The 16,542-nt window shown below is 73.3% G+C and carries 14 protein-coding genes; 5 read left to right on the top strand and 9 right to left on the bottom strand.

From position 1 onward, the window contains the following. Positions 1-16 precede the first annotated feature (16 nt). The 4 genes from ACH4SI_RS20555 to ACH4SI_RS20540 form a co-directional block, all read right to left on the bottom strand. On the bottom strand, positions 17-1,831 hold the full coding sequence (locus tag ACH4SI_RS20555; RefSeq protein WP_398297528.1) for an alpha/beta hydrolase: 1,815 nt from the start codon (positions 1,829-1,831) through the stop codon (positions 17-19). Between the two features lie 100 nt (positions 1,832-1,931). Further along, entirely contained in the window at positions 1,932-2,738 is an 807-nt protein-coding gene (locus tag ACH4SI_RS20550; RefSeq protein WP_398297526.1) for a TIGR04222 domain-containing membrane protein, read from the bottom strand. Between the two features lie 81 nt (positions 2,739-2,819). Continuing rightward, positions 2,820-3,869, bottom strand: a complete 1,050-nt coding sequence (locus ACH4SI_RS20545; RefSeq protein WP_398297524.1) for a TIGR04222 domain-containing membrane protein — start codon at positions 3,867-3,869, stop codon at positions 2,820-2,822. Positions 3,870-3,874: 5 nt separating this feature from the next. Further along, complete coding sequence (locus ACH4SI_RS20540; RefSeq protein ID WP_398297522.1) at positions 3,875-5,176, bottom strand: DUF692 domain-containing protein; 1,302 nt, start codon at positions 5,174-5,176, stop codon at positions 3,875-3,877. A 357-nt stretch (positions 5,177-5,533) separates the two neighbouring features. On the opposite strand from ACH4SI_RS20540, the gene ACH4SI_RS20535 reads away from it, so the two are divergent. Further along, positions 5,534-7,507, top strand: a complete 1,974-nt coding sequence (locus ACH4SI_RS20535) for a transglycosylase domain-containing protein (protein WP_398297988.1) — start codon at positions 5,534-5,536, stop codon at positions 7,505-7,507. A gap of 77 nt (positions 7,508-7,584) precedes the next feature. Here ACH4SI_RS20535 and ACH4SI_RS20530 read toward each other — a convergent pair whose 3' ends face one another. Both ACH4SI_RS20530 and ACH4SI_RS20525 read right to left on the bottom strand, forming a co-directional pair. Next, positions 7,585-8,895, bottom strand: a complete 1,311-nt coding sequence (locus ACH4SI_RS20530) for a hypothetical protein (RefSeq protein WP_398297520.1) — start codon at positions 8,893-8,895, stop codon at positions 7,585-7,587. Between the two features lie 114 nt (positions 8,896-9,009). Beyond that, complete coding sequence (locus tag ACH4SI_RS20525) at positions 9,010-10,419, bottom strand: hypothetical protein (RefSeq protein ID WP_398297518.1); 1,410 nt, start codon at positions 10,417-10,419, stop codon at positions 9,010-9,012. A 165-nt stretch (positions 10,420-10,584) separates the two neighbouring features. Between ACH4SI_RS20525 and ACH4SI_RS20520 the strand changes: the two genes are divergently transcribed. After that, positions 10,585-11,844 (top strand): molybdopterin-dependent oxidoreductase, encoded by a 1,260-nt coding sequence (locus ACH4SI_RS20520; RefSeq protein WP_398297516.1) that lies wholly within the window; start codon positions 10,585-10,587, stop codon positions 11,842-11,844. Continuing rightward, positions 11,841-12,299: a hypothetical protein gene (locus ACH4SI_RS20515; RefSeq protein ID WP_398297514.1), complete on the top strand. Its 459-nt coding sequence runs from the start codon at positions 11,841-11,843 to the stop codon at positions 12,297-12,299. The genes ACH4SI_RS20520 and ACH4SI_RS20515 overlap by 4 nt, the downstream gene beginning before the upstream one ends. Here the strand turns inward: ACH4SI_RS20515 and ACH4SI_RS20510 are convergent. From ACH4SI_RS20510 to ACH4SI_RS20500, 3 genes are read right to left on the bottom strand one after another with little or no spacing between them, the layout of a single operon-like run. Beyond that, a complete protein-coding gene (locus ACH4SI_RS20510) occupies positions 12,250-12,954 on the bottom strand; it encodes a methyltransferase domain-containing protein (protein ID WP_398297512.1) in 705 nt (234 codons plus the stop codon). The genes ACH4SI_RS20515 and ACH4SI_RS20510 overlap by 50 nt on opposite strands. After that, positions 12,951-13,751, bottom strand: a complete 801-nt coding sequence (locus tag ACH4SI_RS20505) for a DUF2064 domain-containing protein (RefSeq protein ID WP_398297510.1) — start codon at positions 13,749-13,751, stop codon at positions 12,951-12,953. The genes ACH4SI_RS20510 and ACH4SI_RS20505 overlap by 4 nt, the downstream gene beginning before the upstream one ends. Before the next feature lie 5 nt (positions 13,752-13,756). Further along, positions 13,757-14,482, bottom strand: a complete 726-nt coding sequence (locus tag ACH4SI_RS20500) for a glycosyltransferase family 2 protein (protein ID WP_398297508.1) — start codon at positions 14,480-14,482, stop codon at positions 13,757-13,759. Positions 14,483-14,597: 115 nt separating this feature from the next. On the opposite strand from ACH4SI_RS20500, the gene ACH4SI_RS20495 reads away from it, so the two are divergent. Together ACH4SI_RS20495 and ACH4SI_RS20490 are read left to right on the top strand one after the other, a co-directional pair. Further along, complete coding sequence (locus ACH4SI_RS20495; protein ID WP_398297506.1) at positions 14,598-15,386, top strand: response regulator transcription factor; 789 nt, start codon at positions 14,598-14,600, stop codon at positions 15,384-15,386. Continuing rightward, positions 15,379-16,491, top strand: a complete 1,113-nt coding sequence (locus tag ACH4SI_RS20490; protein ID WP_398297504.1) for a sensor histidine kinase — start codon at positions 15,379-15,381, stop codon at positions 16,489-16,491. The genes ACH4SI_RS20495 and ACH4SI_RS20490 overlap by 8 nt, the downstream gene beginning before the upstream one ends. Positions 16,492-16,542: the final 51 nt, after the last annotated feature.

Raw genomic sequence — 16,542 nt, 5'->3', positions numbered from 1 at the left:
TCGCCCGGCCCGACGGTCACGGCATCCCGGGCACCCCGGTGGCTTCCGGCGATCCGGGGGCGCCGGGCAGCGCGGGCTGCTTGCCGGACTCGGGCACCGGGGCCGGTCGCGGTTCCGGCGCCGCGCGCGGTGCGCAGTAGGCCGTCCGGCCCGGCGTCCTCCCGGTCAGCAGATACGTGTCGACCTTGCGGTTGACGCAGTCGTTCGGGCCGCCCCACAGGCCGTGCGTACCGGACTTCCGCTCGGTCACCAGCGAGGCGCCGGGGAGTCTGCGCCACAGTTCCTTGGCGCCCGCGTACGGCGTGGCCGCGTCCCGTTCGGCCGCCAGCAGCAGCACCGGGGGCAGCCCCGGCCGGGCGGTCACGTCCATCGGGGTGTCGTGCTCCAGCGGCCAGTAGGCGCAGGGCAGGTTCATCGCCACGTTGTCCCAGGTCTCGAAGGGCGCACGGCGCGCGAGGGCGGTGTTGTCCCGGTCCCAGCTGGCCCAGGCGCGCGGCCAGGGCGCGTCGTTGCACTCCACGGCGGTGTAGACGGCATTGCCGTTCTCCGCGGCCTTCGCGTCCCCGGACTCGGACGCGGCCAGTGCGATCAGCGGCCGGGAATCGCCGCGCAGATAGGCGGCGAGGGCGCGGGCGGCGGCGTCCCAGTAGGCGTCGTTGTAGCCCACCCGTACGAACGCGTCCTGCAGCTCGCCGGTGCCGACGTGGCCTCCCGCCGGTTTCCGGGCCAGGCGGTGCGTCGCCTTCCGGTACGCGGCGAGCACCCGGGCGGGGGTCGTGCCGAGGTGGTAGACGGCGTGGTGCCGGGCGGTCCAGCGGCGCCAGTCCGCCCAGCGCCGCTCGAAGGCCAGGGACTGGTCGAGGTTGTTGCGGTACCAGATCTGCCAGGGGCCGGGGTTGACCACGCTGTCGAACACCATGCGGCGCACATGGCGGGGGAAGAGCGTCGCGTACACGGCCCCGTAGTACGTGCCGTACGAGGCGCCCACGAAGGTGAGCCGCTTCTCGCCGAGCGCGGCGCGCAGCACATCGAGGTCGCGGGCGTTGTTGAGCGTGGTGATGTGCCGCAGGACCGCCCCCGTACGGCGCGCGCAGCCCCGGGCGTACGCGCGCGCCCGCGCCACCAGCGCCCGCTTGAACTCCGCGGAGGGGTGCTGCGGGGAGCTGGTCGGCGTCTCGGCGAAGTCCGCCGGCCGCTGACAGGACACGGGCGCGGAGCGGCCGACTCCGCGGGGCGCGTATCCGACGAAGTCGTAGGCCGCGGCCGTCTTGCGGAACGCGCCCTCGGCGGCGTACGCGGGGAACGTCATGCTGGACGCGCCCGGCCCGCCCGGGTTGTAGACCAGCGCGCCCTGCCGCCGGGCCTCGGGGCCGGAGGCGCGGACCCGGCTGACGGTGAGACGGATGTGTTTGCCGTGCGGCCGCGCGTAGTCCAGCGGTACGGAGACGGTGCCGCAGCGGACGTCGGAGGACAGCTCCTCGGAGCGTGGGCAGCTGCCGAAGGCGATGCCCCGGGCGGCCGCCTTCCGGGCCGCCGCCGTCACCCCGCGGGCCTCGGCGGCGCCGCCCCGGGGCGTGGCCAGCCCGGGGGAGGCCAGCGCGGGGGAGACCGGCACGGCGGAGGCGGGCGCGGCGGACCAGGCGGGCGCCGCCGCCGCGAGGGCGGTGGCCGCCGGGGGACCGGCGGCGGATGTGAGGAGGCGCGCGGGCGCCGTGGGTGTCGCGGGAGGCGTGGCGAGCGGTCTGCCGGTGGCGGGGGTGGCGAGGAGCCCGGTCATGGCCAGGGACAGGGACAGCGGCCCGAGGATGCCGTACAGCGCTGCTGCTCTCACAAGCCGTCCCTCCGCAAGCCATCCCTCCGCGCATCACGCGACAAAAGGGATACTTGGTGCGGTGATTGGCCATGTAAAGCACCGGGCCGCGGTGTCGGGGTCAATGACCCCAATGCGCCCTCAGCGCCGCACGCAGCGCCGGATCGGGCAGAGCGGCCGTGCCGTGGACAGCGAGCGCGGTGAGCAACTCGCCGTCGTCGCGCTCCTCGTCCGTCACGTCCCCGGCGCGCCGGGCGACGGGCCGCCGCGGCGGCACCTCGATCCGGCCCAGCAGCCGCTGCCCGGCGGGGGAGGCCCAGCGTGAGTACGGATGCACCTCGATCCGCGCGATCACCAGACAGCTCGCGGTGAGGAGCAGCGGAAGCGCGAACCACGCCAGCGCGGGGCCCGGGCCCGAGGCGGGCGGCACCATCAGCAGCGCGACCACCCCCGTCAGCAGGACCACCACGCACGCGAGCCGCACCTGCCGCACCGCGGCCGCCACGTTCGCCCGCGCCCCCGCGGGCACCGCGAGCCCCGCCGTCACCAGCCGGTCGGCCAGCGCCCGCACCGGGTCGGCGGCGGCCAGGAGGTTGCGGACCGGCGGCACGGGGGACTGGCCCCGCGGACCTACCGCGGCGATGACCGAGCGTTCGAGATCGTCCCGGCCGTCCGGGTCCACGACGGTGACCCAGCCGGTGTGGGCGAGCAGCAGACGGCGCTCACGGGACATCGACACCAGGGCGAGATCGGCCACCCGCTGCGGCCCGCCGGCCAGGAACGCCGCCTCGTACAGGCTCAGGGCCCGCCCCTCCGGCTCGGGACCGGCGTCCATCGGCTGGGCGGCCGCGACCGCGGCGAGACACAGGCGGGTGCAGCTGACCACCGCCGAGCCCCACGCGACGAGCAGGAACAGGACCCACAACATGGCCGAGTTCTACTGGACCCGACCGGTTCCGCGCCACAGATTTCGCGATATGCACGATTCGGTGCCGCGATTCGTGAGCGGTCAACTGCCTCCGCCGCAGCCACCACCGCCACCGCCGCCGCAGCCACCGCCGCCACCACCGCCGCCGCAGCCGGAACCGCCGCCCCCGCATGAGGAGCCGCCTCCGCACGACGAGCCGCCGCAGCCGGAGCCCCCGGAGCCGCCGCCGCACCATGAGCCGCCGGAGAAGTCGGAGATGCCCGACGAACCCGAACCGTTGCCCGAAGGCACGCCCGCGCCCGTCACGCGATGGGCCTGGAGCAGTTGGTCCCGCAGCACCGTGTCGGCGGCGATGGTCGCCGCGCCGCCCAGCGCCACGGCGACCGCGACGGCGGGCGCCGCCCTCGCCGCGGAGTTCGCGGAGGATACGGCGGGCGCCGACGACCAGTGCCCGCTGGGCAGCCTTCCGGGCCGCTCGGCGGTGCCCATCTCGGTGTCCCTCCGGAAGGCGTCCAGGGCTCGCCTCCCGGCCGACGTCAGCCGGCCCTTGGTCAGGCTCGCGCAGACGCCGCCGACCCCGAAGCCGAGGAACAGCGCCGGAAGGATCTGGATGATCACCGGGAACCCGCCGTTCCCGCCCATCTGCCGGACGGTCAGCCAGATGCCCAGAGGCACGCCCAGCCAGCAGGCCACCACCTGCGCCCACGCCGCGTTCCGCCACGGACGGAGGGCGGCGGGTCGCATCAGCAGCCCGCGCCGCGCAAGGTCGTCCCCGATGGCCTGCACCTCCGGGGCGCGCATCAGCTCCCGGCGCAGCCGGTCGAGGGCGCCGTTCGGGGAACGGGTGAGAACGTCGAGAAGCGCGTTCTCGATCGGGGTGCGGGCGACCGGCTGCCGTAGCGAGACCACCCCGGGCCCGCCGACCGCCAGCCGGCCGTCGGTGTGCATCTCGCTGATCACGGTGTCGGCCACCCGGCCGGGCCCGCCTGCCAGGAACGCGGCCTCCATGAGGTCGTCAACGCCGGTTTCCGGCGCCCCCGCGGCGGCCCGCCGGGTCCGTACGACGCCCGTGATGACCACGGCCGACGACACGGTCACCACCACGTACACGAGGATCACGAACGCGGCCATGCCCGTCACCCCCCGGTCAGCACGAGCCGGGCCCGGCGGGCGAAGCGCGCCAGCGGGTGCGGGGACAGCGGGGCGGGCCCGGACCGCTCCTGCCACCACAGCGTCAGCCCGCGCCGCGTCGCCGCGTCCCGGACGTCATCGGCCGCCAGCAGATGTTCGACGAACGCCATCGCGTCGCGGCGGTAGCCGCCGGTCATCGGGCGGCCGTCGGCGTAACCCTCGAACGCCCGGCGGTAGCCGTCGCCCAGGATCTCCGGCAGCTCGGGCGCGACCTTGGCGACCACCCCGGACCGCTTGACCGTCAGCGCCCGGCTCTGGACCCCCAGCCGCTGCCGGTCGAACCCCTCCGGCGCAGGGCCGCCCGCGACGAGCGCCGACAGCAGCTCGTTCTGGGCGCGCGCCAGCCGCTCCCGCGCGGCGTCGGTGGCCGGTATGCCCCCGCCATCGGTGCCGCGCTTCGGCACGGCGGCGTCCGTGGCCGTCACCCCGGCCGCCGTCACCGCGCGGATCGCGGCCAGTTCGCCCGCCAGCTCCTCGGCCGCCGGGAAGTCCTCGTCCCGCTCCAGCAGCACCCCGGGCGGCGTCGTACGGGCGCACAGTTCGGCGAGCACGTCGAGCACCGGCTGCGTCACCGGGTGGGCGTGGCTGTCGTGCCACACCCCGTCCCGTTCGACCCCGCCCGCCACATGGACGTAAGCGATGGCCGAGGTCGGCAGCTCGTCCAGCGCCTCGGCCGGGTCCTCGCCCCGGTTGACGTGGTTGGTGTGCAGGTTGGCGACGTCGATGAGCAGCCGTACGCCGGCCCGCTCGACCAGCTCGGCAAGGAACTGGCCCTCGGTCATCTCCTCGCCGGGCCAGGAGATCAACGCCGCGATGTTCTCCAGCGCGAGCGGCACCGGCAGCGCCGCCTGGGCTATCGCCACGTTCTCGCACAGCACGTCCAGCGCGTCCCGGGTGCGCGGCACCGGCAGCAGATGCCCGGCCTCGAGGGCGGGCGACCCGGTCAGCGGCCCCCCGGCCCGTACGAACGCGATGTGCTCGGTGACCAGGGGCGAACCCAGCGCCTCCGCCCGCTCCGCCAGGGCCGTCAGCCGCTCGGGGTCCGGTCGCTCGGCGCCGCCGAGGCCGAGGGAGACGCCGTGCGGGACCACCGTCGTACCGCGCTCGCGCAGCCGCAGCAGCGCGTCGGGCACATGGCCGGGGCAGACGTTCTCGGCCACCACCTCCACCCAGTCGATGCCGGGCAGGCGCGCGATGTCCTCGGCGATTTCCGGTCGCCAGCCGATTCCGGTCCCGAGACGCGTCATGGCTCCCCCTTCGCTCAGTCGCTCAGTCGGTCTGTCGGGGTAATGACCCTCTGAGGGGAGGACGAATCCACGGCGCTTGCGGTTCAGAGGTTCATGTGAGCTTCGGGGTGTCACGCTACGCCCCCTTCTGCGCGCCGCTGAGGCACTGTTACAAAATTTTGGGGCCCTGTGGCTACAGATGTTCGGAAGGGAGAATAAGGTCGTGTGGTCTGGGGGGATGGAAGATCACACCTTATGTGCCGCGCCCGCGCGCGGAGCGAGCGTGGGGGAACACACGTGCTGGGCAGCAACAATGCCATGGGGAAGCACCGCCGTAACGCACACCGCAAGCCACCGCCGTCGTCGGTCGGCCGGGGCATGCAGCTGCGTCGCTGGGCGGCCCACCATATCCGGCTCGACTATCCCCGGGCCGGGAGACAGGGCGCGCGGCGGTGGCTGCCGTCGTGGCGCCAGATCGGTCTCCTCTTCGTGTTCTGCCTCGGGAGTCTCACCGGGGTCCTGAGCTATCTCTACATGCAGACCGACATACCCAAGAACCTCAACGACTTCGCCACCCAGCAGGACAACGTCTACTACTGGGCCGACGGCTCCGAGATGGCCCGTACGGGCCCGGTCAACCGTCAGGAGGTGGCGTTGTCCAAGGTGCCGGAAAAGGTCCAGTGGGCGATCCTCGCCGCCGAGAACGCGAGTTTCTACTCGGACAGCGGCGTCTCCCCGAGCGGTCTGATGCGCGCCGTGACCCGGATGGTGACGGGAGGCGAGACCCAGGGCGGCTCGACCATCACCCAGCAGTATGTGAAGAATGCCTATCTCAATCAGCGCCAGACGTTCTCCCGCAAGCTCACCGAGATGTTCATGGCCATCAAGCTCGACGACCGGATGACCAAGCAGGAGATTCTCGAGCGGTATCTGAACACCAGCTGGTTCGGGCGCGGCACCTACGGCATTCAGCGGGCCTCCTACGCGTACTACGGCAAGGACGTCTCCCGGCTCAACGCGAGCGAGGGCGCGATGCTCGCCTCGCTCCTCAAGGGCGCCGGAACCTTCGACCCCACGCTCAGCGCCAAGAACCACAAAAGGGCGGTCGACCGCTGGAAATGGGTGCTGGACCGGATGGTCGACATCGGCAAGCTCTCCAAGGCCGAGCGGGCGAAGTACACCACGTTCCCCGAACCCCATCCGGCGCCCAGGTCCGCCGGGCTCACCGGCCAGGTCGGCTATCTGGTGGAGACCGCAAAGGCGTATGTGAGTTCCCATACCGCCATCTCCGACGCCGACTTCGACCTGGGCGGCTATCAGATTCACACCACCTTCGAGAAGGCGAAGGTCAACGCGCTCGCCGCGTCGGTGAAGAAGACCCGCGACGGCCTGGACCCCAAGAACCGCAAGGAGGACCGGTACGTACGCATCGGCGCCGCCTCCGTGACGCCGGGCGGTCGCATCGAGGCGCTGTACGGCGGCCCCGGCTATCTGGAGCAGGGCTTCAACGACGCCAACGCCTCCGTCGTCCCGGCCGGTACCGCCTTCACGCCCTTCGTCTACGCGGCGGCGCTGCGCGACGGCGTGCTCAAGGAGCGCTACGGGCCCCGCACGCCCGTCACTCCCACCACCCTCTACGACGGCAACAACAAGGTCGCCGTGAAGACTCCCGAGGGGCCCTACTGGGACCGCGGCGGCAAGATCGTGCGGGGCGAGAACGACGGCGAGCAGTCGTATGGGCAGGTCAGCCTGCGCCAGGCCATCGTCCGGTCCATCAACACCCCGATGATGCAGCTCGGCATGGACGTCGGCCTCGACCGGGTCCGCCAGGCATCCATCGACGCGGGGCTGTTGCCCAGCAGCTTCGGCGCGCGAGTGCCCATGTTCTCGCTCGGCACCGCGACGCCCAGCTCCATCCGGATGGCCAGCGCCTACGCGACGTTCGCGGCGGACGGCACCCATGTGCCGCCGTTCTCGGTGAGTGGGCTGACCCGTAACGGCGAGAAGTTCGCCCTGCGCAAGGACCGCGCCAAGCGGGCGTTCAGCGCCCAGGTCGCGGCGCAGGTGGACGACGCGCTGCACGGCGCGGTCCAGGGCGGCACCGGGCAGGCGGCGGCCGTGGTGGGGCCCGATGCGGCCGGCAAGACGGGCACGGCGCAGGACGGCACCTCGTCCTGGTTCGTCGGCTACACCGATGAGGTGTCCACGGCCGTGTCGCTGTCGCGGGTGGACCCCAAGACCCAGGAGTTATTGCCGCTCAAGGGAATGGGCGGAGACGCCACTGGAAAGGCGAGCGACACCTATCCGCTGGACATCTGGACGCGCTATATGGCGGGTGCGGGGAAGAAGTAGCCGGGGGATATGCGAAAGCCCGGCCCGGTGCGTCGGAGGAACGCACCGGGCCGGGCTCTTTCGTTACTCGGGTATCTCTACTTCGTGTACGTCGACCAGTCCGGCGATTCCGCCGGGTCGAGCATCCGGAGCTTGTCCAGGACCTTCGGGTCCTGGGCGTCCAGCCAGTCGGCGAGCTGCTTGAACGAAACGCACTGCACGCCCTGGCGCTTGCACACGCTGCGCATCACGTCTTCGATGGCCTGCATGTAGATGCCGCCGTTCCAGGTCTCGAAGTGGTTGCCGATGAACAGCGGTGCCCGGCTGCCGTTGTAGACGCGCTCGAAACCGTTCAGATAGCCCTCGCGGGTCAGCCGCTCCCATTCGGTGTACTTCGCCGGATCGCCCTCGGTGCTGTCGCCGGACTGGTTGTAGAGGAAGTTGAAGTCCATGGAGAGGACCTGCTTCTCGCTCTCCGGATACGGCACCAGCTGGAGCGGGAAGTTCCAGATGCCGTCGATTTTGGACGGCCACAGCTGGAAGTCGCCCGGAGAACTCGCGTCGTAGCGCCAGCCCAGCGATTTGATGGCCGGGATCAGATTCTTCTGTCCCTCCAGACAGGGGGCGCGGCCGCCGACCAGTTCCTCGTCGTAGTCGAAGGGCAGCGGCTCGATGTCGGTGAAACCCGTATTGGTCTTCCAGTGCTCCACGAACGAGTACGCCTGCTCGGTCTCGCTCTTCCACTGCTGGGTGGTCCAGTCCTCGCCGCCCTTGGCGCCGCAGAAATGCCCGTTGAAGTGCGAGCCGATCTCATTGCCGTCCTGCCACGCCCCGCGCAGCTGTTCCAGCGTCTCGCGTATGTGCTCGTCGGTGGGGAAGGATATGGCGGCCGAGCCCCGCTTGTGCATCGGCGGCTGATAGAGATCGCTCTTGTACTTGGGCAGCAGATACATGCCGCTGAGGAAGAACGTCATCGTGGCGTTGGATTCCTTGGCGACCCGGCGGAAGCGGGAGAAGAGGTGGTCGCCGTTCTCCAGCCCGCCGTCCCAGGAGAAGACCACGAACTGCGGGGGCTTCTGGCCCGGCTTCAGTTTCTCGATCTTCATCTGGTGCGGCTGGGGACCGGTGTAGGACGTGGAACCGTCCCCGATCACCTTCACCTTGCCGTCCCAGTTGGCGTACTTGTTCTTCTTCTTGGTGGCCCGGGGAACCTTGTCCGCTCGCGGCACGGGGGCGGCGGCCTGGACGCTGCCGTCCACCGCGCCGCCCGTATCCCCCGGCGAGGTCAGGGCGATGAGCAGCGCCACGACCACGGCCACGGCCGCGAGCGCCCCCAGGGGCGCGGCCACGCCGTAGGCGTTCCGCGCCGATAATGCCTTCAACGCCTTCAAGGACTGCGATGCCTTCAAGGTCTTCAACGCCTTCAACGGGTCCCGCCCCCTGGCAACGGTTCAGTTGTGTCCCCCGCTCAGTATCACAGAAGTATCACCCGCTCTTCACACCGGCCACTCATCAACCGACACTCACCAACCGGTCAGCAGCAGATGGTTCACCAGCAGCGCGAGACCGGCCTGCGCCGCCAGCCAGCGGCGCAGGTCACGGGCGGGCAGCAGCGCGGCGGATGGCAGCAGCCAGAGCACGAACGGCAGCCAGATGCGCTCCGTCTCGGCCTTGCTCATCCCGGACAGATCGGCGGTGGCCAGCGCGAGCAGTGCGGCGAGGACGAGCACCACGAGCCCGTCAGCCCCGCCGTGGTCACCGTCACCCCCACCGCGCAGCCGCCGTACCGCCCCCGGCACGGCCCCCGCCGCCCGGCGGGCCCCGGCGACGGAGGCGAGACCGGCCGTGACCACCGTGCAGGCGAGGTTGGCCCACACCCAGTAGCCGTACGGGCGCTCCGCCGCGACCCCCTGGTAGTAGCGCTCGACCAGCAGGGCGTACCCCTCCCACCAGGTGAATCCGGCCAGGGTGAACGCGGCCGCCACCGCCGCCGCCCCGGCCAGCGCGTACGGCAGCGGCCGCACCGTTCGGGCGAGGACCAGCACGGCCGCGGCGGGCAGCGCCATGAGCGTGAGCCCGTACGACACGTACGCGGTGAGGCCGAGCAGCAGCCCGGCGGCCAGTGCGACCGCGCCCGGCGCCCGGGCCGTACGGCTCGCCGCCAGCGCGAGCAGCGCGAGCCCCCAGGCCGCGACCGCCGTGAAGTAGCCGTCCGCCGAAGCCCCCACCCACACCGCGGCCGGGGCCAGGACGAGGAAGGGCGCGGCGGTGCGCGCCGCCCGCTCCTGCCCCAGCGCGCGCAGCGTGACCAGGACGGCGGCCGCCGCCGAGCTTCCGGCGGTGATGCAGAACGCCCCCGCCCATCCGCCGCCGCCGAGCCCCAGGCGGTCGAGCCCGACAAAGGTGAGCACGGCGCCCGGCGGATGCCCGGCGATGTGCGCGGGCCAGTGGTCGGGCTGGGTGATCAGGATGTGGTCGGTGAAGCCGCGCAGCGCGGCGCCGATGTCCTGGAAGCGGTCGACGCCGCGCAGATACTCGTTCCGCTGCGTCAGTCGCCCGGCCACGCCCCGTCCCCAGCCGTCGACGAGCGCCAGCGCCCAGGTCCAGGCCATCGCCGCCGCCCAGCCCGCCCACAGCAGCCGACGCCACGGCAACGTCGCCGCGTAGCGCGGGCCGTGGGCGACGACGGCCACGGCGAGGGCGACGGCCGCTGGGGTGCCGGGGCCCACGTGGGGCAGCCAGTCGGCGTACAGCGGCGCCCAGTCGACGTACAGGGTGTGATACGCCCGCTGGATCAGGGTGCCGACGGCGGCCGCGACGGCGAAGAGGAGCCCGGCGGCAGCGGCGGCGAGCACGTCCCGGCGGCGGCCGGTCCGCTCGTCGCCGTCCGGCGTGCGAACGGTCTGGTCATCGGTGCGGAGGGGGAGCTTCACGGCCTCACGCTAAGCCGGTGACCTGCCGGATCGGCCGCTGTGGCGCGTCACGTCACCGAACCGTCAGATCCTGTGCGGAGGGGTACCGCCAGGCGGGCCGACGTCAGCGTTTCGTCATGCGTCGGAGCCCCTGATGACCGGTCCGGCGGCCATACCGTCGTGGTCATGAGCCCCAGTCCACCCGCTTGGCGGAGCCCCCTGCGCGGCCCCTGGCTGACGTCCGTGTTCGGTCTGATCCTGCTGTTCGGGATCCCGGTGCTGTTCGTCACCGGGCTGCTGTCGTACGCCGCGTACAACCCGGATCTGTCCCCGGTCAACGACCAGACGCCGGACAAGGGGCTGCTCGGCTTCTTCCTCTTCTCCTGGCCGACCCACCCCGTCTGGCTGTACCGCGTCACCCAAGGGGTGCACGTCACGCTCGGCATCGTGCTGGTCCCGGTGCTGCTGGCCAAGCTGTGGTCCGTCGCCCCCAAGCTGTTCGAGCGGCCGCCGGTGCGGTCCCTCGGCCACGGTCTGGAGCGGCTGTCGCTGCTCGCCCTGGTCGGCGGCGGGCTGTTCGAGTTCGTGACGGGGGTGCTCAACGTCCAGCTGGAGTACGTCTTCCCCGGGTCCTTCTACCCGTTGCACTTCTACGGGGCGTGGATCTTCATGGGCGCGTTCGTCGTCCATGTGGCGCTCCGGTTCCCCCGCATGGTGCGTGCGCTGCGCGGCCGCGACCTGCGGGCGGAGCTGCGTATGCCCGTCTCCCGCACCCGGCCGGAACCGCCCGACGAGACCGGTCTGGTCAGCCCGGATCCCGCCCCGCCCACCATGTCGCGGCGGGGCGCGCTCGCGATGGTGGGCACTGGGTCGGCCGCGCTGCTGGCGGTGACGGCCGGGCAGAGCCTCGACGGGCCGCTGCGGAACACGGCGGTGCTCGCCCCGCACGGCCGGGAGCCGGGGCGGGGGCCGAACGGCTTCCAGATCAACAAGACCGCCGCGGCCGTCGGCATCAGCGCCCGCGACATCGGCCCCGGCTGGCGGCTGGTGGTGCGCGGTCCGGGCCGCGAGGTCATGCTGACGCGGGAACAGCTGCTACGGCTGCCGCAGCACACGGCGGCACTGCCGATCGCCTGCGTCGAGGGCTGGTCCACCCCCGACCAGCGGTGGGAGGGGGTGCGGCTGTCCGACCTCGCCGGGCTGGTCGGCCTGGGCGAACGGCCGCCGGGTGTCTTCGTCGAATCGCTCCAGCGGCACGGCTCGTTCCGCTCGGTCGTGCTGCGCGACAACCAGGTCCGCGATTCACGCTCCCTGCTCGCCCTGCGGGTGGGCGGCGCGGATCTGTCGCCGGACCACGGTTACCCGGCGCGCGTCATCGTCCCGGGAGCCCCGGGCGTGCACAACACCAAGTGGGTCGCGCGGCTGAGCTTCGGGGAGACCACATGACGTTCGTGAGGCGGTACGGCGACTCACCGCTGCATCTGCTCCTGCTGCTGTGCTCCTTCGCGCTGACCGGCTACGCGGGGGTGCGGCTGCTGCGCGGCGACTGGTTCGGGATCGTGCTCTGGTTCGTCGGCGCCGCCGTCCTCCACGACCTGGTGCTGCTGCCGCTGTACGGGCTCGCCGACCGGGCGCTGCGGCGGGTGGTTCCGGCGCCCGCCTCGTACGTCAACCACGTACGGGTGCCCGCCTTCGTCTCGGGGCTGTTGCTGTTGGTGTGGTTCCCGCTGATCGCGGGGACCCAGCGGCGCCGCTACGAGCGTGCCACCGGGCTGTCCGCCGATGTCTTCCTGTCGCGCTGGCTGCTGATCACCGCCGGACTCTTCGCCGTCTCGGCACTGTGGTGGTGCGTCAGGACGGCGGTGTGGTGGGCCCGGACACGGCGCGGCGCAGGGTCATGAAGGAGCGGCCGCGGGCCGTCCACCGTTCGACGGCGGTCCAGCCCGCCGCCCGGGCGTGCCGCAGCAGCGCGGGGGCGCCCACCCGGGCCCAGGGGAACGCCGCGCCGGCCCGGCCGAGCCCGTCGTCCACCCGCACCCGGACCCGTTCGTCGACATCGGCCGCGGCCGCCTCGACCATCAGCAGCCCCTCGGGGGCGAGGAGTTGCGTCACGCGTGCCAGCAGGGCCGGAGGGTCGCCGCCGATGCCGATGTTGCCGTCGAGCAGCAGCGCCGTGCCCCAGCGCCCCTCGTCGGGCAGGGGCGCGAACACCGAGCGGCACAGGGCCGGGCCGCCGGTGCGGACGGTGCGGGCGACCGCCGCCCGGCTCACGTCGATGCCGAGGCAGGGGCGGCCGTACGGGGCGAGGGCGGCCACCAGCCGCCCGGGGCCGCAGCCGATGTCGAGGACGGGCCCCCGGCACCGGCGCAGCACGGTGCGGTCCGCCGCGTCGGCGTCCGCGCACCAGCGCTCGACCTCCAGGGGCAGCAACCAGCCGTCCGCGCGGCGCAGGAACAGCGGGCCCCGGCCCGCGTTCAGCGCCCGCGTATAGGGATCGGCGCGCCAGTGCGCTGCCTTGGCGCCGCCGCTCGCACCGTCGCGTATGGCCGTGCTCATCGGGTGGCGGCCCGGGACAGCCCGGCGAGGGTGCGGGCGAACCGGCTGCCCGGTGCGAGGGCCGCCACCCACGCGGCGTCGTCCGCCGTGTCGACGTCGCGCAGGACGGGCAGTTCGCGCACCCGCAGCCCCGCGTCCGTCAGCCGGCGCCGCTGTGCGGCACCGGTGCCGGAGGTGGACATCGGCACTCCGCGCAGCAGTTCCGGGTCCGGTTCCGCCAGGCCCAGGGCCCAGAAGCCGCCGTCGGCGGCGGGCCCGAACCAGGCGTCGCAGTCCCGCCAGCCGTCCGGGCCCAGCGCGGGCGCCAGCAGCCCGGGGGTGACCTGCGGGGTGTCCATGCCGATCAGCAGTGCGGGCCCCTGGCACCCGGCGAAGGCCGCGGCCAGCCGCTCGTCCAGGCCACCGCCGCCCTGCGGCACGACCTCGATTCCCGGCGGCAGCCATGGCCCGGGCTCCCCGTCGAGCGCCAGCACCCTGCGCCGGGCGGGCATCCCGAGCACGGCGTGCAGGGTGTCCCCCAGGGCGGCCTCGGCGAGCGACGCGGCCGCCGCCGGGGTGTACGGGGGAGTGAGCCGGGTCTTCACCCGCCCGGCCACGGGTTCCTTGGCGATGACGACCACCGTGCTCTCCGGCCACCGGCCGGTGTCGGGCAGGGCATCGGCGTCGGGCACGGTGCCGGGCGTGTGGCCATGTGCGGCACCGGAGCCGTCGCCGGGCGCCGGACGCTCGCCGGCGGTCCGGCGCGACCCGGCCGCACCGTGGGCGGCGAGCGGAGGAAGGGGCGTGCGCCTCGTCATCGCGGTCACCGGGCCGCCCCCGCCCGGCGGTCACCGGGGGAGGCGGTCCGGGGCGGCTGCCGCAGAACGGCCCGCATGTCGCGTACCGCGTACCAGGTGCCCCGCCAGGTGCCGGTGACCTTCGACCTACCGGTCCGCGGCCGGTACGGCACGTCGCGCTCCTCGATCCGCCAGCCCGCGTCGGCGGCCCGCACGACCATCTGGAGCGGATAGCCGCTGCGGCGGTCGGTGAGGCCCAGGGCCAGCAGCGGTTCGCGCCGGGCGGCCCGCAGGGGGCCGAGGTCGTGCAGTGCGGCTCCGGTGCGCCGTCGCACCATCCGGGACAGGACGATGTTGCCGAGCCGGGCGTGTACGGGCCAGGCGCCGCGCTCCCGGGGACGGCGGCGCCCCAGGACGAGGTCGGCGTCGCCGTCGGCGACGCTCCGTACGAAGCCCGTCAGCAGCCCGGGGTCGAGCGACGCGTCGCAGTCGCAGAAGCAGACGACATCGGCGTCGGCGGCGAGCAGTCCGGCGTGGCAGGCGGCCCCGAAGCCGCGGCGGGGCTCATGGACGACGGTGGCGCCGAGGGAGCGGGCGATCGCGGCCGAGTCGTCCGTCGAACCGTTGTCGACGACGATGGCGCGCCAGCCGGCGGGGATGCGTTCCAGCACCCAGGGCAGGGCGGCGGCCTCGTCCAGACACGGAAGGACGACGTCCGCACGAGGAGCGGTCGAGTTGGTCACCCGGCCCACCCTACGAACGGAAAAGCCACATTCCGGACTTCAGGTCCTTACGAAACGCGGACGTCGCCGCCGTGACCCGGTCATGGGCGGGGCGTTCCGTCCGGCCGGGTGCCAGGCTGGAGGCATGCAGCAGACCCCACGTCCCGGCCGTGTGCTCGTCGTGGACGACGATCCGACCGTCGCCGAGGTCGTCGCCGGGTACCTCACCCGCGCCGGCTTGGCCGTCGACCGGGCCGCCGACGGCCCCGGCGCGCTCGCCCGCGCCGACGCCCAATGGCCCGACCTGGTCGTTCTCGACCTCATGCTGCCCGGCATGGACGGCCTGGAGGTGTGCCGCAGGCTCCGCGGCAAGGGCCCGGTGCCCGTGATCATGCTGACCGCCCGCGGCGACGAGGACGACCGGATCCTCGGTCTTGAGATCGGCGCCGACGACTACGTCACCAAGCCGTTCAGCCCGCGCGAGCTGGTCCTGCGGGTGGAGTCCGTGCTGCGCCGCAGCCGTACCGGACCGCGCGCGCCCGCCGCCGCGGCCGACGCGCGAAGTCCCGGCCCCGAGCGGCCGGGCACCGTCCTCCGAGGCGCCGGGATCACCCTCGCCCCGATGGCCCGCCGCGCCACCAAGGACGGCCGGGAACTCGCCCTCACCCTCCGCGAGTTCGACCTGCTGGCCTTTCTGCTGCGCCACCCCGGGCTCGCCTGCACCCGCGAGGAGCTGATGCGGGACGTCTGGGGCTGGGACTTCGGCGATCTGTCCACCGTCACCGTCCATGTGCGGCGGCTGCGGGGAAAGATCGAGGACGACCCCGCCGCGCCGCGCCTCATCCAGACCGTCTGGGGCGTGGGCTACCGCTTCGACGCGCCGGACGTCCCGAGCGCCCCGGACGTCCCGAGCACCCCGGACCGCCATGAGTGATGTCCTGCTGATGGCCCTGTTCGCTTTCCTCGGCGCCGCCGCGGCCGGGCTGCTCGGCGCGCTCGCCCTGCGGCTGCTGCGCGGCCGGTCCGTCGTCGTGTCCCTCGCCGTCGTGGCCACCGTCGCGGTGACGGCCATGCTCGCCGGAACACTCGCGGTCGCCTGGGCGATGTTCCTGTCCACGCACGACCTGACGGTCGTCACCACCGTCTGTGCCATGGCCGCGGTGGTGTCCCTGGTCACCGCGCTGCTGCTGGGCCGCTGGGTGGTGGCCCGCAGCCATGAACTGACCCTCGCCGCCCGCTCCTTCGGGGACGGTGGCAGCTTCGCCGCCCCCGGCGGCGCGGCCACCGCCGAACTCGCCGCACTCGGCCGCGAACTGGCCGCGACCAGCGCCAGACTGGCCCGGTCCCGTGAGCGCGAACGGGCCCTGGAGTCCTCCCGCCGCGAGCTGGTCGCCTGGATCTCGCACGATCTGCGCACCCCGCTGGCCGGGTTGCGGGCCATGTCCGAGGCGCTGGAGGACGGCATGGTGGACGACCCGGGCCGCTACCACCGCCAGATCCGCACCGAGGTGGAGCGGCTCAACACGATGGTTGGCGACCTCTTCGAACTGTCCCGCATCCACGCCGGGGCGCTGTCCCTCGCCCCCACCCGGATCTCCGTCTACGACCTGATCGGCGACGCCCTCGCGGGCGCCGACCCGCTCGCCCGCGAGCTGGGCGTCCAGCTGATCGGCGGCTCCGTGGACCCCATCCCGGTCGAGGTCGACGGGAAGGAGATGACCCGCGTCCTCGGCAACCTCCTCGTCAACGCCATCCGCCGCACCCCGGCCGACGGCACCGTCGCCGTAGCCGCCCGGCGCGAGGCGGACACCGTCGTGCTGTCCGTCACCGACGGCTGCGGCGGCATACCGGAGGAGGATCTGCCGCGCGTGTTCGACACCGGCTGGCGCGGCACCCACGCCCGCACACCCCCGGCGGGCGCCGGTCTCGGCCTCGCGATCGTCCGCGGCATCGTCGAGGCCCACGACGGCCACGCGGCCGTGACGAACGTGGACGGCGGCTGCCGCTTCGAGGTCCGCCTGCCCGCCGCCCGGGCGTAGTCCCGCGCGGGCGGTGGTCCGGTTCGCCGGGGGCGGAAGGCGCCCGGCCCC

The organism is Streptomyces sp. NPDC021212 (assembly GCF_044332925.1).
Classification (GTDB): domain Bacteria; phylum Actinomycetota; class Actinomycetes; order Streptomycetales; family Streptomycetaceae; genus Streptomyces.
Note: the sequence above shows the minus strand (reverse complement) of the source record. Positions and strands in the feature narration are given on the sequence as shown.